We start from the raw sequence: 20,624 nt of genomic DNA on the forward strand, positions 1-20,624 counted from the left end.
CGGCAGCGCGGTGCGGACCAGGAAGGAGGCCGGCACCGCGATCGCGGCGACGGCGAGCACCGCCGCGCCGCCCGCGGCGAGCCGGCGGGGCAGCCGGCGGCGGCGGGCGGCGCGAAGGATGGCGTCGGCGTCGAGCCCGCCGTTCCCGCGCGCACCGTCGTCGCGCACCAGGTGCCGCAGGTCAGATCCGGTCGCCACGGCGGGCTCCTCTCGAGTCGGGTGCGGCGCCGTGCAGCCGATCGTGCACGGTGCCGTCGTCGGCGAGGGCGATGGCCATCTTGGCCAGCCCGTCGCTGAGGTAGCGCTTCACGGCGCCGGAGCTGATGCCGAGCGCGGCGGCCACGTCGTCGACCTTGAGGTCGTCGTAGTACCGCAGCAGCAGGCAGGCGCGCTCGCGCGGCGAGAGCTTGCGCAGCTCGTCGTGCAGGTCGATGCCGAGATCGACGTCGCCGGTGCGCGACGGCGTCTCGTCGGGCCGGTACTCGAGCGGCGCGATGCCGCGCCAGCGGGTGCGCCGCCGCCCGAGATCGAGGTAGGTGGTGAGGATCGCGCGCCGCACGTAGGCCTCCGCGCTCGAGACCGCGAACCCGTTGCGCAGCCGTCCGAAGGTCTTCACGAGGGCGTCCTGCACGAGGTCGGCGCCGGTCTCGCGATCGCCGCAGAGCATGGTGGCGTACCGCACGAGCGCCTCGCCGCGCGCGGCGACGAGCTCGGCGACCACGAGCTCCCACGGTGCGGGGGTCCTGCCCATCGGGCTTCTCCTTCTGCCGGCCTTCACCAGTGTCGACGAACGGCCCACCCGGAAGGTTGGGGGATCGCCGGATCCCGACGCGGATCCGATGCGGTCGTATGGAACCCTTGCGGGCGGATCCGCCGCCTCGGTAAGGTCATGTGCCCGCTTCCGAGCGGATCCCGGCCGACGTTCCGCGCCGGCCACCAGCAGCAGGAGAGGAGGCACCGAATGATCACGAAGACCAGCATCCCGATGACGCAGAGCGCAGCTCTCGCCACCGCCGGGGCGCGCGGTTCGCAGCCGGGCCTCCTCGCCGCCGTCCTCCCGACGCGCTAGGCGACGCCGGCCGCGCTGCGGCCGCCGCCCCGGTCCGGACGACAGGTCTCCGACCCGCCCGCTGATCGGCGCCCTCCCGGCGCCCGATCGGCTCGCCGGCCGCCGACCCGTTCCGGATCCTCCGCCCTCCCGGTCCCGCCCGTGGACCGTCCCCGTCGCCGTGACCCTCGGCGACGTCACCGCCGGACGCGGCCGATCGTCGCGCCCGGAGCCGTCCCGGAAGGACACCCTGATGAACACCCTGCTGTCGGTCACCACCGACCATCCGCCCCACACGGTGCCGGCTGTCGCCGTGCGCCGGGTCGGATTCCTCGACCGCCTCGCCCTGCACGCGGGCCTGGCGCTGATCACCTGGGGCCGGCGTCCGGTGCGCGAGCGCCGCGCCACCCCGGTGGAGCACCGTCTCGTGCGGCTCGCCCGCGAGCAGCGCGAGCACTACGAGCGGGCGCAGTCCCGCGACGCGGCCCTCATCTCCTGGCGACAGGTGTGAGCGGCCCAGCACGATGCCCGGCGATCCCTCGGATCGCCGGGCATCGTCGTCTCGGGCGCCGAGCGGATGCGGGCGGCGGCGTCTCGGGCCGCCGGGTGGATGCCGTCGGAGCGCACCGCGAGCAGGGACTGGAAGTGCCCCCGAAAGGATTCGAACCTTCGACTTCTTCCTCCGGAGGGAAGCGCTCTATCCACTGAGCTACAGGGGCTTGCGGTCCCGAGCCTAACGCATCGGGGCCGGGCGCCGGCCGCGCCGCCCCCGTGCGGGCCGTGCGCCCCGCGGCCGCGTCTAGGGTCGCGGTATGGACGACGCCGCGCCGACCCCCGCCTCCGATCCCGACCGCCGACGCCGCCTCCGCGCCCTCCCGGTGCTCGGCCGCGACGTGCCGGGAGCCGGCGACCTCCCCGAGGATCCGATGGACCTTGCGGCCGCATGGCTCGAGGACGCGATCGCGCGCGGCGTCGACCAGCCGCATGTCGCGGCGCTGGCCACGGCATCGCCGGAGGGCGAGCCGTCGGTCCGGATGCTCATCGTGAAGGACCTCGACGCCGACGGGGTGTGGTTCTCCACCTCCGATCGCAGCGCGAAGGGCCGCGACCTCGCCGCGAACCCGCGGGCCGCCCTGACGCTGTACTGGCGCGAGACCGGCAGGCAGGTGCGCTTCGCGGGCGCGGTCGATGCGCCGTCGGCGGCGGTCTCGGCCGCGGACTTCCTCGACCGGAGCCGCGTCGCGCGCCGCGAGCTGCTGGCGGGGGAGCCGTCGGCGCCGCGCGTCGACGCCGAGCGCAGGCTGGCGGAGGCCGACCGCCGTCTCGACGCGGATCCTGACGCCGTGGCCGAGGACTGGGTCGCCTACCGGCTCCGCCCGGAGCGCATCGAGATCTGGGTCGCGGAACCCGAGGGCGCGCCGCGGCGCGTGAGCTGGACCCGGACGGCGGACGGCTGGCACCGGGAGGAGCTGTGGAGCTGACCGGAGCCGACCCGGACGCGGACGGGCTGCGCCGCACCGTCTCGGCGCGGATCTCGCTCCGCGCCGACGGCCCGACGGAGTACGCCCTCGCCGTGGCGGTCGCGGGCGGGCAGGTGCTCGAGCGCGAGCGGCTCGAGCTCACCCTCGACGGACGGCCGCTGCCGCACGCCGAGCTGGCGGATGCCGTCGGCGGACGCCTGCAGACCTTCGCCACCGGCGCCGGCGACGTCGAGATCGCCTACGACGCCGTCGTGCTCGGGCACGCGGCGCCCGCCGGAGTGGATCCGATCGATGCCGTCCGCGGCATCCGTCCGAGCCGCTACGCCGAGGCCGACGCGCTGGTGCCGATCGCGCGGCGGGAGTTCGGCGGGCTGCGCGGCGGCGAGCTGGCCTCGGCCGTGACGGCATGGGTGCACGACCGGACGGAGTACGTCGTCGGCTCGACCGTGTCGACGGGCGGCGCGGAGGCGGTGCTCGCCTCACGGCGCGGCGTCTGCCGCGACTTCGCCCATCTCACGGCCGGGCTGCTGCGCGCGCTCGACCTGCCCGCCCGGGTGGTCGGCGTCTACGCGCCGGGCCTCGCGCCGATGGACTTCCACGCCGTCGTCGAGGCGCTGGTCGACGGGCGGTGGGTGCTGCTCGACGCCACCCGCCTCGCGCCGCGGGCGTCGATGGTGCGCATCGCGACCGGGCGCGACACCGCGGACACGGCCTTCCTCACCACGACGGGCACCGACATCCGGCTCACCGGACTGCGGGTGTCGGCCGCCGCGGATCCGCTCCCCGGCGAGGATCCGGCGGCGGTCGTCGAGCTCCGCTGACCGGGTCGCCGGGCGGCCTCGCCGCGGCGTCGGGACGGCCCTCCGGCCCGGCGGGACGTCCTGGCGCGCCCGCCTAGGATGGGCGGGTGAATCCCGCCGACCTCGCCGCAGCCGTCCTCGCCGTCGCCCGCGAGGAGTCGGCGCGACGCGGCGGCGGCGCGGTCGCGGACGACGCGGTCACCCTCGAGCGCCCGCGCAACCGCGACCACGGCGACTGGGCGACGAACGCCGCGCTCAAGCTGGCGAAGCCGCTCGGCGTGCCGCCGCGCGAGCTCGCCGAGGCGATCGCGCCCGGCATCGAGGCGATCCCCGGGGTCGCCTCCGTCGAGATCGCCGGACCCGGCTTCCTCAACATCCGCCTCGACGCGGCGGCCGCCGGCGAGCTCGCCCGCACGATCGTCGAGGCGGGCGACGCCTACGGCGAGAACGACGCGCTGGCGGGCCAGACCATCAACCTCGAGTTCGTGTCCGCGAACCCGACCGGGCCGCTGCACCTGGCGCACACCCGCTGGGCCGCGCTCGGCGACGCGCTGGCGCGGGTGCTCCGCGCATCCGGCGCGACGATGGTCAGCGAGTACTACATCAACGACGCCGGCGCCCAGATGGACAAGTTCGGCTACTCGGTGCTCGCCGCGATCCTCGGGCACGACGCCCCGGAGGGCGGCTACTCCGGCCCGTACATCACCGACCTCGGCGCCCGCGTGCTCGAGGTCGAGCCCGGCATCGTCGACGTGCCGCGCGACGAGGCCGCCGCCCGCGTGCGCGACCTCGCCTACACGTTCCAGCTCGCCGACATCCGCGCCTCCCTCGAGCGCTTCAACGTGCACTTCGACGTCTGGTTCAGCGAGCGCGAGCTGCACGCCGTCGACCCCGAGACCGGCCGCAGCGCCGTGGACGACGCGGTCGACCGCCTCCGCGCCCAGGGGCACGTCTACGACGCGGACGACGCGGTCTGGGTGCGCACCACCGACTTCGGCGACGACAAGGACCGCGTCATCCGCCGCGGCAACGGCGTGTACACCTACTTCGCGGCCGACGCGGCGTACTACCTGAGCAAGTCCGACCGCGGCTTCGGCCACAAGATCTACCTGCTCGGCGCCGACCACCACGGCTACGTGCACCGCCTCAAGGCGCTGGCGGGCGCGGCGGGCGACGATCCGGACCGCGACATCGAGGTGCTGATCGGCCAGATCGTCAGCATCAACGGCGCGCGCCTCTCGAAGCGCGCCGGCAACATCATCGAGCTCGACGACCTGCAGCGCTGGCTCGGCACCGACGCCCTGCGCTACGCGCTCGAGCGCTCGCCCGCCGACTCGCCGCTCGCCGTCGACCCCGAGATCCTGCAGAAGCGCACGAACGACAACCCGGTGTTCTACGTGCAGTACGCCCACGCGCGCACCGCGGCCGTGGCGCGCAACGCGGCGGCGACCGGCGTCGACCGCTCGGTGTTCGACGCCGCGGAGCTCGACCACGAGACCGAGAGCGCGCTGCTCGGCGCGCTGGCGGAGTTCCCGCGCATCGTCGCCCAGTCCGCCGAGCTGCGCGAGCCGCACCGCGTCGCCCGCTACCTCGAGGCGCTGGCGGGGGAGTACCACCGCTGGTACGACGCCCGCCGCGTCACGCCGTTCGGCGACGAGGAGGTCACCGACGCGAACCGCACGCGCCTGTGGCTCAACGACGCGACCGGCCAGGTGCTGCGCACCGGGCTCGGCCTCCTCGGCGTGAGCGCCCCGGAGCGCATGTGACCGCCGCCGACGCCGTGACGCCGCCGCCCCGCCGGCGCCGGCGCTGGGTCGCGCCCGTCGTCGTGCTGACCGTGCTCGTGCTGCTGCTCGCCGGGCTCGCGGCGGCCGGCGAGGCGATCGCCCGCTCGGTCGGCACCCGCACGGCGCAGGTCGCGCTCGCGTCCGCCCTCGAGGTGGACGACCCGGACGCGGTCGACGTCGACCTCGGCTCGGGCAGCGTGCTGCTGCAGGCGATCGCCGGCCGGCTCGACCGGGTGTCCGCGAGCACCGACGACGTCGAGTTCTCCGGCATCCGCGGCAGCCTCCGCCTCGACGCCGAGGGCGTGCCGCTGTCGACGGGCGACGCGGTGAGCCACGTGGACGGCACCATCTCGATCACCGAGGCGGAGGCCGAGAAGCTCGCGACGCAGATCACCGACCTCCCGATCGACGACGTCGCGTTCGGGAAGGGCGGGCTCACCGTGTCGGGCTCCGCCTCGGTGCTCGGCATCTCGATCCCGGTCCAGGTGGTCTTCGCGCCGTCCGTCTCCGGCGGACGCCTCGTGTTCACGCCGACCACGGCGACGGTGTCCGGCGCGTCCATCGACATCGCGCAGCTGAAGTCCGGCCCGTTCTCCGCGATCGGCAAGCTCATCCCCGACGACCTGTCGGTCTGCGTCAACGAGAAGCTGCCCGCCGGCATCGACCTCCAGCGCGTCGCCGTCACCGGCTCCGAAGTGCGGCTCACCGCCTCCGGCGACCGCGTCGTGCTCGGCTCCGACCGCCGCGGCGCCTGCACCTGAGCGGCCGGGCGCGCCGCGCCGGACCGGTACTGTGGGATCCGGCTCGAAGGCCCGACCCGGGTCAGCTCCTGAGATCAGAGAAGGTGCCCCCGGTGACCTCCAACCCGCTCGCTCCCGGCTGGCTCGTCCATCCGGACGACGCCGGGGAGCTCGACGCCGCCGTCTGGCCGTCGGGCGCCGTGCGCGGCGCGGACGGCGCGGTCTCGCTCGCCGGCATCCCGGTCGCCGAGCTCGCCGGGCGCTACGGCACGCCGCTCTACGTCGTCGACGAGGCGGACGCGATCGCCAGGGCCGAGCGGATCCGCGACGCGTTCGGGGCCGCGTTCGGCGCCCTCGGGTCGGCCGTGCACGTCTACTACGCCGGCAAGGCGTTCCTCAGCGCCGACGTGGTGCGATGGATGACCGCCGCCGGACTCCGCATCGACGTCTGCACGGGCGGCGAGCTCGCGGTCGCCCTGGCCGGCGGCGCGGACCCGGCGCGGATCGGGTTCCACGGCAACAACAAGAGCCTCGGCGAGATCGACCGCGCCGTCGCGGCCGGCGTCGGCGCGATCGTGCTCGACAGCCTGACCGAGCTCGACCGGGTCGCCGACGCCGCGGAGCGGCACGGGCGGGTGCAGCCGGTCCGGCTCCGCATCAACTCCGGCGTGCACGCCTCGACCCACGAGTACCTCGCGACCGCGCGCGAGGACCAGAAGTTCGGCATCCCGATCGCGGACGCCGCCGACGCCGTCGCGTGCCTCCGCGCCCGCGGCTCGCTGTCGTTCCTCGGGCTGCACTCGCACATCGGCTCGCAGATCTTCGAGTCGTCCGGCTTCGGCGAGGCCGCCCGCCGGCTGCTGGCCCTGCACGCGCGGCTGCTCGAGGGCGGCCCCGTGCCGGAGCTCAACCTCGGCGGCGGGTTCGGCATCGCCTACACCTCCGCGGACCGCGTCGACCCGATCGAGCGCATCGCCGGCGCGCTGGCGGAGGCCGTCGCCGCGTCGTGCGCGGAGCTCGGCATCCCGGTGCCCGACGTGGCGATCGAGCCCGGTCGCGCGATCATCGGACCGGCCGGCGTGACGCTGTACGAGGTCGGCACGGTCAAGGACGTGCTCGTCAGCGACGGCGAGGGCGACGCGGCGCCGGCCGTGCGCCGCTACATCAGCGTCGACGGCGGCATGAGCGACAACGCCCGCCCCGCGCTCTACGGCGCCGACTACTCGGTGCGGCTCGCGTCCCGCGCATCCGGCGCCGACGCGGCACTCGTGCGGATCGCGGGCAAGCACTGCGAATCCGGCGACATCGTCGTGCAGGCGGACTACCTGCCCGGCGACGTCGCCCCGGGCGACCTGCTCGCCGTGCCAGCGACCGGCGCGTACTGCTGGTCGCTGGCGTCCAACTACAACCACCTCGGCCGCCCCGCCGTCGTCGCCGTGCGCGACGGCGAGGCGCGCGTGCTGATCCGCCGCGAGACCGAGGACGACCTGCTGTCGAGGGATCTGGGAGTGGCCCGATGATCGAATACCGCAACCTCCGCGTCGCCCTGCTGGGCGCCGGCTCCGTGGGGTCCCAGGTGGCGAGGATGCTGCTGGAGCACCAGGACGAGCTGGCCGGGCGCATCGGCGCCCGGCTCGAGCTCGTCGGCATCGCCGTGCGCGATCTCGACGCGCCGCGCGACGTCGACCTGCCGCGCGAGCTGCTCACGACCGACGCCGAGGCGCTCATCGTCGGCGCCGACATCGTCGTCGAGCTCATGGGCGGCATCGAGCCGGCCCGCTCGCTGCTCCTGCTCGCGATGAACTCCGGCGCGGACGTGGTCACCGCGAACAAGGCGCTGCTCGCCACGCACGGCCCGGAGCTGTTCGAGACGGCCGAGCAGGTCGGCGCGCAGCTCTACTACGAGGCGGCGGTGGCGGGCGCGATCCCGATCATCCGCCCGCTGCGCGACAGCCTCGCCGGCGACCGGGTCGAGCGCATCCTCGGCATCGTCAACGGCACCACCAACTACATCCTCGACCGGATGGACCGCGGCGGCGACAGCCTCGAGGTCGCCCTGGCCGAGGCCCAGCGACTCGGCTACGCGGAGGCCGACCCCACCGCCGACGTGGAGGGCCACGACGCCGCGCAGAAGGCCGCGATCCTCGCGAGCCTCGCGTTCCACACCACGGTGCCGCTCGAGTCGGTGCACCGCGAGGGCATCAGCTCGATCACGCACGAGCAGGTGGCCCAGGCCCACGAGAACGGCTACGTGCTGAAGCTCCTCGCCGTGTGCGAGCGCTACACCGCGCCGGACGGCGTCGAGGGCGTCGGCGCCCGCGTGCATCCCGCGCTCGTGCCGGCCGGCCATCCGCTCGCCGCCGTGCACGGCGTGAACAACGCCGTGTTCGTCGAGGCCGAGGCCGCCGGACCGCTCATGTTCTACGGTGCGGGCGCCGGCGGCGTGCAGACCGCGTCGGCTGTCATGGGCGACGTCGTCTCGGCCGCGCGCCGCCACGTCGTCGGGGGCCCCGGCGTCGCCGAGTCGACGAACGCCGGCCTGCCGGTGCTGCCGATCGCGACCATCACGACCCGCTTCCAGATCACGCTGCAGGTCGTCGACCAGCCGGGCGTGCTGGCGGCCGTCGCCGGCGTCCTCAGCGACCACGGCGTCTCCGTCGAGACGGTCCAGCAGTCGGCCGCGGGCGGCGCCGAGGGCGCTCCCGCCACCGCTACCCTGGTGATCGGGACCCACGAGGCCACGGAGGCCGCGCTGGCCGCCACCGTCGCCGCCCTCGGGTCCAGCGATGTCGTCGCGGCCGTGACCAGCGTGCTGCGTGTCGAAGGGGTATGAGGCATGGCCCACCAGTGGCGCGGAGTGATCCGCGAGTACGCCGACCGGCTCGATGTGACCGACGCGACGCCCGTCGTCACGCTCGGCGAGGGCGGCACGCCGCTGCTCCCGGCGCCGGCGCTCGACCGGCGCACGGGCGCGCGCGTCTTCGTCAAGTTCGAGGGCATGAACCCGACCGGCTCCTTCAAGGACCGCGGGATGACGATGGCCGTCACGAAGGCCGTCGAGCGCGGCGCGAAGGCGATCATCTGCGCCTCGACCGGCAACACCTCCGCCTCGGCCGCGGCCTACGCGGCGCACGCGGGCATCACCGCGGCGGTGCTCGTGCCCGAGGGGCGCATCGCGATGGGCAAGCTCGCGCAGGCGATCGCCCACGGCGGCGAGCTCATCCAGGTGCAGGGCAACTTCGACGACTGCCTCGACATCGCGCGCGAGCTCGCGGCGAGCTACCCGGTGCACCTCGTCAACTCGGTGAACAACGACCGCATCGAGGGTCAGAAGACCGCGGCCTTCGAGGTCGTCGAGGTGCTCGGCGACGCGCCCGACCTGCACTTCATCCCGGTCGGCAACGCCGGCAACTACACGGCCTACCACCGCGGCTACCGCGAGGAGGCCGAGCGCGGCGTCACGACGCGCATCCCGCGCATGTTCGGCTTCCAGGCCGAGGGCTCGGCGCCGATCGTGCGCGGCGAGATCGTGCGCGACCCCGACACGATCGCCACGGCCATCCGCATCGGCAACCCTGCCTCGTGGGAGCTCGCCCTCGCGGCGCGCGAGCACAGCGACGGGTACTTCGGCGCGATCAGCGACGAGAAGATCCTCGAGGCGCACCGCATCCTCTCCTCCGAGGTCGGCATCTTCGTCGAGCCGGCCAGCGCGATCAGCGTGGCGGGCCTGCTCGAGCGCAGCGCCGCCGGCGCCGTGCCCGCGGGCTCGACGGTCGTGCTGACGGTCACCGGCCACGGCCTCAAGGACCCGCAGTGGGCCCTGCGCGCCGCGGACGGCGGCGAGGTCACGCCGAAGGTCGTGCCGGTCGACGTGCCGGCCGTGGCGGAGGTGCTGGGACTCAGCGCCGCCGCGCCCGCGAGCCCGGCATGATCCCCGCGGGGCGCGCCGTCGCGGTGAAGGTCCCCGCGACCACGGCGAACCTCGGACCGGGATTCGACACGCTGGGCCTCGCCCTCTCGCTCTACGACGAGCTGGACGTGGCGGTGCGCGCCGACGGCGGGCTCCGCATCCGCGTCGAGGGCGTCGGGGCGGGGGAGGTGCCGCTCGACGAGAGCCACCTGGTCGTGCGCGCCATGCGCCACGCCTTCGAGTCGGTCGGCCGGGAGCTGCCCGGCATCGACCTCGTCGCGCGCAACGCCATCCCGCACGGCTCGGGCCTCGGCTCGTCCGGCGCGGCGATCGTCGCCGGCGTCATGGCGGCGAAGGGCCTGCTCGAGGGCGACGTCGACCTCGGTGCCGACGACCTGCTGCGGCTCGCGACGGAGCTCGAGGGGCATCCCGACAACGTCGCGCCGGCCCTGTTCGGCGGGCTCACCATCGCCTGGTCGACGCCGGAGGGCCCGCAGGCCAAGAAGCTCAACGTGCACCGCGGCGTCTCGCCGCTCGTCGCCGTGCCGGAGGGCAGCACGCTCTCCACGACCCTCGCGCGCAGCCTGCAGCCCGTCTCGGTGCCGCACGAGGACGCGATCTTCAACGTGTCGCGGTCGGCGCTGCTCATCGCCGCGCTGATCCAGAGCCCGGAGCTGCTGCTCGCCGCGACCGAGGACAAGCTGCACCAGAGCTACCGCGCCTCGGCCATGCCGGAGAGCGACGCGCTGCTGCGCGTCCTCCGCGTCGAGGGGCTGGCGGCCGTCGTCTCCGGCGCCGGTCCGTCGCTCCTCGTGCTCGGCAGCGACCCCGCGCAGCGGCTGCGGGCGGCCGAGATCATCGAGCGCAGCGCCACCACGCCCTGGCGCACGCTCATGCTGGCCGTCGACTTCCGGGGTGCTACAGTGGTCGCGCACCCGGACGGGGCAGCGGTCTGACAGCGGACGATCCCCAGGGATCCAGTTGACAACCCCTCCGTCCCGGACATTCACCCGGCGCTCGCCATCGCAGAAGTACTCGAGCACGTCCGTGCCTCTCCCTCCGCGAACACCGCGCGCGTCTCACCCCCGGGAAGTCTGATGCCCCGGGTCGAAAGGAATCCCCGAACCGTGACCGATTCGAATCCGACCGCGGCCGATCTCGCCAAGCTGAGCCTCGCCGAGCTGAAGGCGCTGGCCGCCGAGCGCGGCATCTCCGGCTCCTCTCGCCTCCGCAAGGGCGAGCTGGTGATCGCACTGGCCGGCGACGACGCCGCGCCCGCGCTGATCGAGCCCCTGTCCGACACCACCGCCGAGGCCGCCCCGGCCGAGGACGCCGCGCCCGAGGACGTCGCACCCGCCGAGGCCCCGGCCGAGCAGCCCGTCGAGGCTCCGGCCGCGACCCGCCCCTCGCGTCGCTCGCGCCGTGCGACCGCGACCACCGAGGACCTGGCCAGCCGCCCGGCCGCCGAGCACCTCAACGCCGCCGACGGCGACGCCGCGCCGGCCGCCGAGGCGCCCGCCGCCGAGGCTCCCGCCGCCGAGCAGACCGAGGCGCCCGTCGCCGACCAGGCCGACGCGTCCTCGTCCGACCAGGACGACGCCGACGGCGACCAGCCGTCCGAGGGCTCGCGCTCCGGCCGCCGCCGCAACCGCAACCGCAACCGCGGCAAGGGCGGTCAGGACGAGGGCCAGCAGGGCTCCGGCCAGCAGAACCAGGGCGGCCGCCAGAACCAGGCCGCGCAGGCCTCGAACGGCCAGCAGGCGCAGGCCGACCGCGCGCAGGAGGCCGAGTCCGACGACGAGGGCCGCCAGAACGGCCAGCAGGGCCGCCAGAACGGCCAGCAGGGCCAGGCGGACCAGGACGGCGACGGCCGCTCCAGCCGCAGCCGCTACCGCGACCGCAAGCGCGGCCGCGGTGCCCAGGGCGACTCGGACGAGCCGGAGATCAGCGACGACGACGTGCTGATCCCGATCGCGGGCATCCTCGACGTGCTCGACAACTACGCGTTCGTGCGCACCACCGGCTACCTGCCGGGCCCGAACGACGTCTACGTCTCGCTCGGCCAGGTCAAGAAGTACAACCTGCGCAAGGGCGACGCGGTCGTCGGCGCCATCCGCCAGCCGCGTGACGGCGACAACCAGGGCGGCCGCCAGAAGTACAACGCGATCGTCAAGGTCGACTCCGTCAACGGCATCCCGCTCGAGGAGCTCGGCGAGCGCACCGAGTTCGGCGACCTCACCCCGATCTACCCGAACGAGCGCCTGCGCCTCGAGACCACGCCGGAGCAGCTCTCCACGCGGATCATCGACCTCGTCGCGCCGATCGGCAAGGGCCAGCGCGGCCTCATCGTCGCGCCCCCGAAGGCCGGCAAGACGCTGATCCTCCAGGCCATCGCCGCCGCCATCTCGGCCAACAACCCCGAGGTGCACATCATGGTCGTGCTCGTGGACGAGCGTCCCGAGGAGGTCACCGACATGCAGCGCTCCGTGCGCGGCGAGGTGATCGCGTCGACGTTCGACCGCCCGGCCGAGGACCACACCACGGTCGCGGAGCTCGCCATCGAGCGCGCCAAGCGCCTCGTCGAGCTCGGCAACGACGTCGTCGTGCTCGTCGACTCGATCACCCGCCTCGGGCGCGCCTACAACCTCGCGCAGCCGCCGTCGGGCCGCGTGCTCTCCGGCGGCGTCGACGCCGCGGCGCTCTACCCGACGAAGCGCTTCTTCGGCGCCGCGCGCAACATCGAGGGCGGCGGCTCGCTGACCATCCTCGCCACGGCGCTCGTCGAGACCGGGTCGAAGATGGAGGAGGTCATCTTCGAGGAGTTCAAGGGCACCGGCAACATGGAGCTGCGCCTCTCGCGCCAGCTCGCCGACAAGCGCATCTTCCCGGCGGTCGACATCTACGCCTCGTCCACCCGCCGCGAGGAGGAGCTGCTCAGCGCCGACGAGGTCGCCATCACCTGGCGCCTGCGCCGCGCGCTGGCCGGCCTCGAGCTGCAGCAGCAGCTGGAGGGCGTGCTCTCGAAGCTCAAGGAGACCGGCTCCAACACCGAGTTCCTCGTGCAGATCCAGAAGTCGCTGCCGAACGGCAGCGGCCAGGGCGCGGGCGGCTCGACGCACGCGGCCGCCTCGCACTGACCGTGTTCGACTCCGTCGGGCGGCTCCTGGAGGAGCATGAGCAGCTCCAGGAGCGGCTCGCCGACCCCGCCGTCCACGCCGATCCGCCGCTGGCCCGCAAGCTGAACCGGCGCTACGCCGAGCTGTCGCGCATCGTCGCGGCGCACTCGGGGTGGACGCAGGCGGTCGACGACCTGGCGGCGGCGCGCGAGCTCGCCGTGGAGGACGCGGCGTTCGCCGAGGAGGTGCCGCAACTCGAGGAGGGCGAGCGGCAGTCCGAGGAGCGCCTGCGCCGGCTGCTGATCCCGCGCGATCCGGACGACGGCCGCGACGTGATCATGGAGATCAAGGGCGGCGAGGGCGGCGAGGAGTCGGCGCTGTTCGCGGCGGACCTGCTGCGGATGTACGTGCACTACGCGGAGTCGCGCGGCTGGAAGACCGAGCTGCTCGAGCGCACCGAGTCGGACCTCGGCGGCTACAAGGACGTGCAGGTCGCGATCAAGTCGAGCGCGTCCGACCCGGCCGAGGGCGTCTGGGCGAGCCTGAAGTACGAGGGCGGCGTGCACCGCGTGCAGCGCGTGCCGGCGACCGAGTCGCAGGGCCGCATCCACACCTCCACCACCGGCGTGCTCGTCTTCCCCGAGGTCGACGAGCCCGAGGAGGTCACGATCGACCAGAACGACCTCCGGATCGACGTCTTCCGCTCGTCGGGCCCCGGCGGTCAGAGCGTGAACACGACGGACTCGGCGGTGCGGATCACGCACCTGCCGACGGGCATCGTCGTGTCGATGCAGAACGAGAAGTCGCAGATCCAGAACCGCGAGGCCGGCATGCGCGTGCTCCGCGCCCGCCTGCTCGCGAAGCAGCAGGAGGAGCTCGCCGCCGCGGCCTCCGACCAGCGCCGCTCGCAGATCCGCGGCATGGACCGGTCGGAGCGCATCCGCACCTACAACTTCCCGGAGAACCGGATCGCCGACCACCGCACCGGCTACAAGGCCTACAACCTCGACCAGGTGCTGAACGGCGCCATCCAGCCCGTGCTCGATTCGCTCATCCAGGCGGACGAGGAGGCGCGGCTCGCGGAGATCGGGGCCGGGTGACCGTGCAGACCGACGCGCCCGCCCGCACCTCCGGCCTGCCGCGCACGGTCGCGGCCCTGCGCGACCACGCCGTCGCGGTGCTGCAGGGCGCGCGCGTGCCGAGCCCCGAGGTCGACGCCGAGCTGCTGGTCGGCCACGTGCTCGGCCTCAGCCGCGGCCAGGTGCAGGCGAAGGCGCTCATCGGCGCGGCCGTCGACCCGGAGCAGTCCTTCGCGGTGATCGAGGCCGTCGAGCGCCGCGCGGCGCGCGAGCCGCTGCAGCACATCACCGGCGCCGCCGCGTTCCGCGGGCTGGAACTCGCCGTCGGACCGGGCGTGTTCGTGCCGCGGCCGGAGACGGAGGGCGTCGCCCAGATCGCGATCGACGCGCTGCTCGCCGTGCCGTCGGCCGAGCCGGTCGCGATCGACCTCGGCACGGGCAGCGGCGCCATCGCGCTGTCGCTCGCCGTGGAGGTGCCGCACGCACGCGTCCACGCCGTCGAGAACTCGCCGCAGGCCTTCATCTGGGCCCGTCAGAACGCCGACCGGATCGGCGCCGCGAACCTCCGCCTCGTCTTCGACGATCTCGCGACGGCCCTGCCGGAGCTCGACGGGGGAGTGGACGTCGTCGTGTCGAACCCGCCGTACATCCCGGACGACGCGATCCCGCGCGATCCCGAGGTGCGGCTGCACGACCCCGCCGCGGCGCTCTACGGCGGCCCGGACGGCCTCGACGTCGTGCGGGCCCTCTCGCGGCGCGCGCTGGCGCTGCTGCGGCCGGGCGGCACGCTCGTGCTCGAGCACGCCGAGCAGCAGGGCGCCGCGATCCGCGAGCTGCTCGCCGCGGACGGCTGGCGGGCGCCGGCCACGATGCGCGACCTCACCGGACGCGACCGCACCACCTCCGCGACCCGCTAGCGGGCGTGCACCGGCCGAGCACCGGTCCGGCTCAGGCCGCCGCGCGCTCCGCGGCGAAGGCCTCGACGGCCTCCCGCAGCCCGGCCGGGTCGCGGTACAGATGCGCCGTGATGCCCACCGATCGCGCGCCCTCGACGTTCTCGACGAGGTCGTCGGCGAAGAACACCTCGCGCGGGTCGGCGCCGTACGCCGCCAGCAGCGCCCGGAACACGGCCGGGTCGGGCTTCCGCGCGCCGTAGTAGGCGCTCGCCCGGAGGTCCTCGGGCGCGAACAGGTCCACGAGCTCGGGCGCGAGCTCGGCCAGCCGCTCGTGCACGAGGATGCCGTTGTTCGTCAGCAGGCTCGTGCGCCCCAGCTCGCCGGCGCGCCGCACCGTGTCGAGCACCGCCGGGCGCGGGGTCATCGCCTCGCGGCGGAGGCGCATCCAGGTGTCGACGTCGACCTCGGTGCCCACCGCCTCGGTCACGGCCGCGAGGTACTCCTCGCCCGTGCGGAACGCGCCGGCCTCGGCGCTGCCCTCGCCGCCCGCGGCCGTCCACCAGCGGCGCCGCAGCTCGCCGACGTCGAGACCCGTGAGCCGGGCGAGGCCGGTCATCCGCACCCGCCAGTCGTAGTCGTAGAGCACGTCGTCCATGTCGAATACGAAGAGCAGGGGCACGACGTACCAGTCTGCCAGGCGGCGGCGTCTAGGATCGGACGGCGATGGCTCCCCTCTACGACTGCTCCGATCCGGCGCAGCTGCTCACCGGCACGCGGCTGGCGCGGCAGGCGATCGCGCGCGGGGAGCTGGTGGTGCTGCCCACCGACACCGTCTACGGCATCGCCGCCGACGCGTTCTCGACGACCGCCGTGCAGCGCCTGCTCGACGCGAAGGGCCGCGGCCGCGACGCACCGCCCCCCGTGCTCGTGCCCGGCATCGAGCAGCTCGACGCGCTGGCCGAGACCGTGCCCGATCTCGTGCGCGACCTCGTCGCCGAGTTCTGGCCCGGCGGCCTGACCGTCGTGCTCCGCGCGCGGCCGACGCTCGACTGGGACCTGGGGGAGACCCGCGGCACCGTCGGGCTCCGGATGCCGGAGCACCCGGTCGCGCTCGAGCTGCTGGCCGACACCGGGCCGCTCGCCGTGTCCAGCGCGAACCTGACCGGCCGCACGGCCGCCATGACGGCCGCGGAGGCCGAGGAGATGCTCGGCGACCGCGTCGCGGTGTACCTCGACGCCGGTCCCGCCGGCGAGTCCTACGCGGGAGCGGAGGCGGGCACGGGGTCGACGATCGTCGACGCGGTCGCGCTCGAGCACCCCGAGGGGAAGCTCCGCATCCTGCGGCACGGCGTCATCCCCGACGAGGAGATCATCCGCGTCGTGGGGGCCGACAGGTGCGCATAGTCTTCTACGTCCTCGTCGTCGCCTCGGCCGCCGCGGTGACGTTCGTGTTCTCGCTGCTGATCTGGAAGCTCAGCATGAAGTTCCGGCTGTACCCGAAGATCCGCGAGCGCGACGTGCACACCCGCCCGACGCCGCGGCTCGGCGGCATCGCGATGTTCCTCGGCGTGCTCGCGGCCTTCGCGATCGCGTCGAAGCTGCCGGTGTTCTCGGTGCTGTTCGCGGAGCCGATCAAGATCTGGGGCGTGCTCGGCGCGGCCCTCCTCATCGTGATCATGGGCGTCGCGGACGACCTCATCGATCTGGACTGGTACACGAAGCTCGCCGGCCAGGCGATCGCCGCCGGCCTGCTGGCCTGGACCGGCACGCAGCTCGCGAGCCTGCCCATCCCGGGCGGCCTGCTCATCACGTCGTCGTTCTACTCGCTCGGGCTCACGGTCTTCGTGATCGTGCTCGTGATGAACGCGCTGAACTTCATCGACGGGCTCGACGGCCTCGTCGCCGGGGTCGCGATCATCTCGAACGGCGTGTTCTTCGTCTACAGCTACCTGATCTCCACCGGGCCCGGCGCGCAGACGGACTACTTCAACCTCGGCTCGTTCCTCGCGGCCGTCGTCATCGGCGCCTGCATCGGCTTCTTCCCGCTGAACTGGCGGCCCGCGCGGCTGTTCATGGGCGACTCGGGCGCGCTGCTCGTCGGCCTGCTCATGGCCACCTCGACGATCTCCGTCACGGGCTCACTCGACCCGGGCACGATCGTCAACACCCAGGGCACCGGCGTCACGAACATCCTCGGCGGATCGGGGACGCTCCCCGCCTTCATCCCCATCCTGCTGCCGTTCACGGTGCTGCTCGTGCCGCTGCTCGACTTCGCGCTGGCCGCGTTCCGACGCCTCGGCGCCGGCAAGTCGCCGTTCAGCGCGGATCGCAAGCACCTGCACCACCGCCTGCTCGACATGGGCCACTCGCCGATGACGGCGGCGCTGATCTTCTACGCCTGGACGGCCGTCGCCTCCATCGGCGTGCTGTCGTTCCTGTTCATCGACTGGTGGTGGGCCCTCATCGGCCTCATCGTCGGCTTCCTCATCTGCGCGATCGTCACGCTCGCGCCGCTGACCCACCGCAAGGCGGCGGAGGTCGCCGCGCAGGCGTTCGACACGGCCGCGGTGGAGGAGAGCGGACTCGTCCGCTACGACCGCCTCGACGCGGCCGCCGACGCGGACGCCGACCCCGAGTCCGCCCCGGTGGCGGATGCCGCCGCCCTGCAGGAGCGCGTCGCGACCGGCGCGCTCGACCTGCCCCGCCGTCAGGAGCCCCGATGACCGCCGTGCCCCTCCTCGTCCGCTCCCTGCGCTACGGGGGCGCCTTCGCCCTCGCCGTCGCGGTGATCGGCGGCGGGATCGGCTTCGCCGTCGCCGGCGGCCGCGGGCTGGCCGCGGCGCTGCTCGGTGCCGCCCTCGCGGCCGTGTTCCTCGGCCTGACCGCGCTGAGCATCATCGTCGCGGCCCGCGCCACCGCCGGCGATCCGGGCAGCCCGGTCTTCTTCGGCGTGGTGCTCGGGGTCTGGTTCCTCAAGCTGCTGATCTTCCTCGGCGTCGTGATCTGGCTGCGCAGCCAGACCTGGCTCGATCCGTGGGTGTTCTTCATCACGGTGATCGTGGCGGTGCTCGGCTCGCTCGTGCTCGACGTGGTCGCGTACCAGCGCACGCGCACCCCGTACGTCGATGTGACCCTGCCCGGCGACGACGGCGACCGGGAGCGGGGTTCTTCTACAGCGCGTAGTTGAGCACGCCGGAGCCCTGATAGGCTCGTACCAAGACCTTCCCCCCTTCGATCGCCGCGCGTCGCCGCGCCCGATTCTGGAGAGAGCCCTGCTAGCTACCGCCCTCACCTCGTTCCTTCCCTTCGCCGACGAATCGTCGGGGGAGGGCGGCTTCCACGGCCCCTCCCTCGAGGAGTTCTTCCCCGAGGCGCTGCTGTTCGCGAACACGCCGTTCGAGCTGAACCGCATCATGGCGATCCGACTGCTCGTCGTCGTCCTGCTGCTCGTCTGGCTCGGCATCTCGACGAGCCGCTTCAAGCTGATCCCCGGCCGCGGCCAGGTCATCACGGAGTTCCTGCTCGGCTTCGTCCGCAAGAACATCGTCATCGACACGCTCGGCGAGAAGGACGGCAAGCGCTTCATGCCGGTCCTCATGGCGATCTTCTTCACCGTGATCGGCATGAACATCACCGGCATCGTGCCGCTGCTGAACATCTCGGGCAACAGCGTGATCGGCCTCCCGCTCGTGCTGGCGCTCGTCGCCTACGTGCTGTTCATCTACGCGGGCGTGCGCAAGCACCCGGCCGGCTTCTTCAAGGCCTCGCTGTTCCCGTCGGGCGTGCCGTGGCCGCTCTACATCATCGTCACGCCGATCGAGCTCATCTCGACGTTCATCCTGCGTCCGGTCACGCTGACCCTCCGACTCCTGATGAACATGGTCGCCGGCCACATGCTGCTGGTGCTCTGCTTCTCGGCCACCCAGTTCTTCTTCTTCACCGTCCTGGCGGACGGCAACTTCCTCGGACTGCTCGGCGTCGGCTCGCTCGCGTTCGGCATCGCCTTCACGGTGTTCGAGATCCTGGTCGCCGCCCTGCAGGCCTACGTCTTCACCTTCCTCGCCGCCGTGTACATCCAGCTCGCGCTGGCGGACGAGCACTGACACTCGACCTCGTGTCGGGACCGAACCACCCTCGAAAGGAAACCCCGTGAATATCGTCGGATTTCTCGCCCCGCTGGCCTTCGGCCTGGCCTCGATCGGCTCGGCCATCGGCGTCGGCATGGTCGTCGGCAAGACGATCGAGTCCGTTGCGCGTCAGCCCGAGCTGCAGGGCCGCCTCACCGGCCTGATGTTCCTCGGCATCGCGTTCACCGAGGCCCTGGCGTTCATCGCCATCGCGGTGGGCTTCATCCCCTTCACCGCGCCGTAAACCCGCAGCCCCTCTCACCGTAAGGAGTCGGAATGCAGAACGCATTCCTGGCCGCAGCGGCGGAGGGCGAGGCGGGTGGCAACCCCCTCATCCCCGCTCCCGCGGACCTGATCTGGGCCACGGTCGCGTTCGCGATCATCCTGGTGTTCTTCATCTGGAAGGTCGTGCCGCGCTTCACCAAGCTGCTCGACGAGCGCGCCGACGCGATCGAGGGCGGGCTCAAGCGCGCCGAGGCCGCGCAGGCCGAGGCCGCCGCCTCGCGCGACGAGTACCAGGCGCAGCTCGCCGAGGCGCGCGCCGAGGCCGGCCGCATCCGCGAGCAGGCCCGCGTCGACGGCGACAAGATCATCGCCGAGAAGAAGGAGCAGGCGTCCGTCGAGGCCGCCCGCATCCTGACCGCCGCGCAGTCCCAGATCGAGGCGGAGCGCGCCGCGGCGCAGAGCTCGCTCCGTGCCGAGGTCGGCACGCTCGCGCTCGACCTCGCGTCGAACGTGATCGGCGAGACGCTCAACGACGACACGAAGGCCACCGCGCTCGTGGACCGCTTCCTGGCGGACCTCGAGGCCAGCGAGGCCACCACGAAGAAGGCGTAGATGGGTTCGGCGACGAGGGGAGCGCTCGCGACATCGGTCGCGGCGCTGGACGACGCGAAGAGCGTGACGACGGCCACCGCGGAGCAGCTGCTCGCGGCGGCCCGCGCGATCGACGGGTCGGCCCAGCTGCGCGGTCTCCTCGCCGACCCGGCGATCCCGGCCGACGACAAGGCGACGATCATCTCGACGGTCTTCCCGGACCTGGAGAAGCCCGCCGGCGCCGTGCTCGGCGCCGCGGTCTCCGAGCGCTGGTCGTCGCAGGCGGAGCTGGTCGACGGGATCGAGGAGCTCGGCATCCGCGCCGCGGCGTCCTCGGCGAAGACGTCGAAGATCGAGGCTGAGCTGTTCGCCTTCGAGCGCGCGGTGCGCAGCGACCCCGACCTCGAGCTCGCCATCGGCAGCAAGCTCGGCGATCCGGCCGGCAAGGCCGCGATCGTCGACAGCCTGCTCGGGAAGCAGGCGCACGAGGCCACGCTGGTCGTGCTGCGGCACCTGGTGCGGAGCCCGCGCGGCCGCCGCGTCGGCGAGCTGCTCTCGACCGCCGCGGACATCGTGGCGTCGAGCTCCGACCGGATCGTGGCGACGGTGACGTCGGCCGCCCCCCTCACCTCGGCCCAGGAGAAGCGCCTCGGCGCGGCTATCGAGGCCCGCTATGGCCGCACGCCGCAGCTCAACGTCGTGATCGACCCCGCGCTCATCGGCGGGTTCCGCGTGCAGGTGGCGGACGACGTGATCGACGGGACCATCTCCTCCCGTCTGCAGGACCTCAGGATTCAGCTCGCCGGGTGACCGGACGCGCTGCT

At 73.6% G+C, this 20,624-nt stretch carries 22 protein-coding genes and 1 tRNA gene; 19 read left to right on the forward strand and 4 right to left on the reverse strand.

The features are described 5' to 3' along the window. Window positions 1-198 (reverse strand): hypothetical protein (locus AC1RSJ_RS15330; RefSeq protein ID WP_493119311.1); only part of this gene is annotated, 198 nt, incomplete at its 3' end. Continuing rightward, window positions 182-751, reverse strand: a complete 570-nt coding sequence (locus AC1RSJ_RS15335; protein WP_493119312.1) for a sigma-70 family RNA polymerase sigma factor — start codon at window positions 749-751, stop codon at window positions 182-184. The genes AC1RSJ_RS15335 and AC1RSJ_RS15330, both read right to left, overlap by 17 nt. A gap of 550 nt (window positions 752-1,301) precedes the next feature. On the opposite strand from AC1RSJ_RS15335, the gene AC1RSJ_RS15340 reads away from it, so the two are divergent. Further along, window positions 1,302-1,559, forward strand: a complete 258-nt coding sequence (locus tag AC1RSJ_RS15340) for a hypothetical protein (protein ID WP_493119313.1) — start codon at window positions 1,302-1,304, stop codon at window positions 1,557-1,559. Between the two features lie 135 nt (window positions 1,560-1,694). Here AC1RSJ_RS15340 and AC1RSJ_RS15345 read toward each other — a convergent pair. Then, a tRNA-Arg gene (locus AC1RSJ_RS15345) sits at window positions 1,695-1,767 on the reverse strand. Between the two features lie 93 nt (window positions 1,768-1,860). On the opposite strand from AC1RSJ_RS15345, the gene AC1RSJ_RS15350 reads away from it, so the two are divergent. The 11 genes from AC1RSJ_RS15350 (at window position 1,861) to prmC (ending at window position 14,878) form a co-directional block, all read left to right on the forward strand. Next, window positions 1,861-2,529, forward strand: coding sequence for a pyridoxine/pyridoxamine 5'-phosphate oxidase (locus tag AC1RSJ_RS15350; RefSeq protein WP_493119314.1), 669 nt, complete (start codon window positions 1,861-1,863; stop codon window positions 2,527-2,529). Continuing rightward, window positions 2,520-3,350 (forward strand): transglutaminase-like domain-containing protein, encoded by an 831-nt coding sequence (locus AC1RSJ_RS15355; RefSeq protein WP_493119315.1) that lies wholly within the window; start codon window positions 2,520-2,522, stop codon window positions 3,348-3,350. Before AC1RSJ_RS15350 ends, AC1RSJ_RS15355 begins: the two co-directional genes overlap by 10 nt. Before the next feature lie 86 nt (window positions 3,351-3,436). Further along, window positions 3,437-5,095, forward strand: a complete 1,659-nt coding sequence (locus AC1RSJ_RS15360; protein WP_493119316.1) for an arginine--tRNA ligase — start codon at window positions 3,437-3,439, stop codon at window positions 5,093-5,095. Further along, a complete protein-coding gene (locus AC1RSJ_RS15365) occupies window positions 5,092-5,877 on the forward strand; it encodes an LmeA family phospholipid-binding protein (RefSeq protein WP_493119317.1) in 786 nt (261 codons plus the stop codon). Before AC1RSJ_RS15360 ends, AC1RSJ_RS15365 begins: the two co-directional genes overlap by 4 nt. A 92-nt stretch (window positions 5,878-5,969) precedes the next feature. After that, window positions 5,970-7,376: a diaminopimelate decarboxylase gene (gene lysA, locus AC1RSJ_RS15370; protein WP_493119318.1), complete on the forward strand. Its 1,407-nt coding sequence runs from the start codon at window positions 5,970-5,972 to the stop codon at window positions 7,374-7,376. Further along, the gene (locus AC1RSJ_RS15375; RefSeq protein ID WP_493119319.1) at window positions 7,373-8,689 is read left to right on the forward strand and encodes a homoserine dehydrogenase; all 1,317 of its coding nucleotides are present in this window, start codon (window positions 7,373-7,375) and stop codon (window positions 8,687-8,689) included. The genes lysA and AC1RSJ_RS15375 overlap by 4 nt, the downstream gene beginning before the upstream one ends. A 3-nt stretch (window positions 8,690-8,692) precedes the next feature. Next, window positions 8,693-9,787, forward strand: a complete 1,095-nt coding sequence (gene thrC, locus AC1RSJ_RS15380) for a threonine synthase (RefSeq protein ID WP_493119320.1) — start codon at window positions 8,693-8,695, stop codon at window positions 9,785-9,787. Beyond that, window positions 9,784-10,722, forward strand: a complete 939-nt coding sequence (gene thrB / locus AC1RSJ_RS15385; protein ID WP_493119321.1) for a homoserine kinase — start codon at window positions 9,784-9,786, stop codon at window positions 10,720-10,722. Before thrC ends, thrB begins: the two co-directional genes overlap by 4 nt. Window positions 10,723-10,863: 141 nt before the next feature. Next, on the forward strand, window positions 10,864-12,903 hold the full coding sequence (gene rho, locus AC1RSJ_RS15390; RefSeq protein WP_493119322.1) for a transcription termination factor Rho: 2,040 nt from the start codon (window positions 10,864-10,866) through the stop codon (window positions 12,901-12,903). A gap of 2 nt (window positions 12,904-12,905) precedes the next feature. Beyond that, the gene (prfA, locus tag AC1RSJ_RS15395; protein WP_493119323.1) at window positions 12,906-13,982 is read left to right on the forward strand and encodes a peptide chain release factor 1; all 1,077 of its coding nucleotides are present in this window, start codon (window positions 12,906-12,908) and stop codon (window positions 13,980-13,982) included. Continuing rightward, a complete protein-coding gene (prmC, locus tag AC1RSJ_RS15400) occupies window positions 13,979-14,878 on the forward strand; it encodes a peptide chain release factor N(5)-glutamine methyltransferase (RefSeq protein ID WP_493119324.1) in 900 nt (299 codons plus the stop codon). The genes prfA and prmC overlap by 4 nt, the downstream gene beginning before the upstream one ends. A 31-nt stretch (window positions 14,879-14,909) precedes the next feature. Here the strand turns inward: prmC and AC1RSJ_RS15405 are convergent, their stop codons facing one another. Then, entirely contained in the window at window positions 14,910-15,536 is a 627-nt protein-coding gene (locus tag AC1RSJ_RS15405) for an HAD family hydrolase (RefSeq protein WP_493119325.1), read from the reverse strand. Window positions 15,537-15,580: 44 nt separating this feature from the next. Here AC1RSJ_RS15405 and AC1RSJ_RS15410 point away from each other — a divergent pair, with 44 nt between their 5' ends. The 7 genes from AC1RSJ_RS15410 to AC1RSJ_RS15440 all read left to right on the forward strand — a co-directional run bounded on the left by AC1RSJ_RS15410 (window position 15,581) and on the right by AC1RSJ_RS15440 (window position 20,610). Next, window positions 15,581-16,261: an L-threonylcarbamoyladenylate synthase gene (locus tag AC1RSJ_RS15410; protein ID WP_493119327.1), complete on the forward strand. Its 681-nt coding sequence runs from the start codon at window positions 15,581-15,583 to the stop codon at window positions 16,259-16,261. Beyond that, window positions 16,252-17,580: an MraY family glycosyltransferase gene (locus AC1RSJ_RS15415; protein WP_493119328.1), complete on the forward strand. Its 1,329-nt coding sequence runs from the start codon at window positions 16,252-16,254 to the stop codon at window positions 17,578-17,580. The genes AC1RSJ_RS15410 and AC1RSJ_RS15415 overlap by 10 nt, the downstream gene beginning before the upstream one ends. Then, window positions 17,577-18,044, forward strand: coding sequence for a Cg1360 family ATP-synthase-associated protein (locus tag AC1RSJ_RS15420; protein ID WP_493119329.1), 468 nt, complete (start codon window positions 17,577-17,579; stop codon window positions 18,042-18,044). Before AC1RSJ_RS15415 ends, AC1RSJ_RS15420 begins: the two co-directional genes overlap by 4 nt. Window positions 18,045-18,129: 85 nt before the next feature. Beyond that, window positions 18,130-18,960: a F0F1 ATP synthase subunit A gene (gene atpB, locus AC1RSJ_RS15425; RefSeq protein WP_493119357.1), complete on the forward strand. Its 831-nt coding sequence runs from the start codon at window positions 18,130-18,132 to the stop codon at window positions 18,958-18,960. A gap of 46 nt (window positions 18,961-19,006) precedes the next feature. After that, window positions 19,007-19,228 carry an ATP synthase F0 subunit C gene (gene atpE / locus AC1RSJ_RS15430; RefSeq protein WP_493119331.1) on the forward strand — a complete coding sequence of 74 codons (222 nt, stop codon included), beginning with the start codon at window positions 19,007-19,009 and terminating at the stop codon, window positions 19,226-19,228. A gap of 32 nt (window positions 19,229-19,260) precedes the next feature. Further along, the gene (locus AC1RSJ_RS15435) at window positions 19,261-19,821 is read left to right on the forward strand and encodes a F0F1 ATP synthase subunit B (protein WP_493119332.1); all 561 of its coding nucleotides are present in this window, start codon (window positions 19,261-19,263) and stop codon (window positions 19,819-19,821) included. Further along, complete coding sequence (locus AC1RSJ_RS15440; protein WP_493119333.1) at window positions 19,822-20,610, forward strand: F0F1 ATP synthase subunit delta; 789 nt, start codon at window positions 19,822-19,824, stop codon at window positions 20,608-20,610. Window positions 20,611-20,624 lie beyond the last annotated feature (14 nt).

Source organism: Schumannella sp. GW821-FHT10F01 (genome assembly GCF_058809295.1).

Bases quoted from the DNA above. Each gene is read 5' to 3' on its own strand.
- AC1RSJ_RS15340 (WP_493119313.1), top strand. From the start codon at position 1,302: ATGAACACCCTGCTGTCGGTCACCACCGACCATCCGCCCCACACGGTG.
- AC1RSJ_RS15350 (WP_493119314.1), top strand. From the start codon at position 1,861: ATGGACGACGCCGCGCCGACCCCCGCCTCCGATCCCGACCGCCGACGC.
- AC1RSJ_RS15420 (WP_493119329.1), top strand. From the start codon at position 17,577: ATGACCGCCGTGCCCCTCCTCGTCCGCTCCCTGCGCTACGGGGGCGCC.
- AC1RSJ_RS15410 (WP_493119327.1), top strand. From the start codon at position 15,581: ATGGCTCCCCTCTACGACTGCTCCGATCCGGCGCAGCTGCTCACCGGC.
- thrB (WP_493119321.1), top strand. From the start codon at position 9,784: ATGATCCCCGCGGGGCGCGCCGTCGCGGTGAAGGTCCCCGCGACCACG.
- AC1RSJ_RS15435 (WP_493119332.1), top strand. From the start codon at position 19,261: ATGCAGAACGCATTCCTGGCCGCAGCGGCGGAGGGCGAGGCGGGTGGC.
- thrC (WP_493119320.1), top strand. From the start codon at position 8,693: ATGGCCCACCAGTGGCGCGGAGTGATCCGCGAGTACGCCGACCGGCTC.
- AC1RSJ_RS15440 (WP_493119333.1), top strand. From the start codon at position 19,822: ATGGGTTCGGCGACGAGGGGAGCGCTCGCGACATCGGTCGCGGCGCTG.
- AC1RSJ_RS15335 (WP_493119312.1), bottom strand. From the start codon at position 751: ATGGGCAGGACCCCCGCACCGTGGGAGCTCGTGGTCGCCGAGCTCGTC.
- rho (WP_493119322.1), top strand. From the start codon at position 10,864: ATGCCCCGGGTCGAAAGGAATCCCCGAACCGTGACCGATTCGAATCCG.
- AC1RSJ_RS15375 (WP_493119319.1), top strand. From the start codon at position 7,373: ATGATCGAATACCGCAACCTCCGCGTCGCCCTGCTGGGCGCCGGCTCC.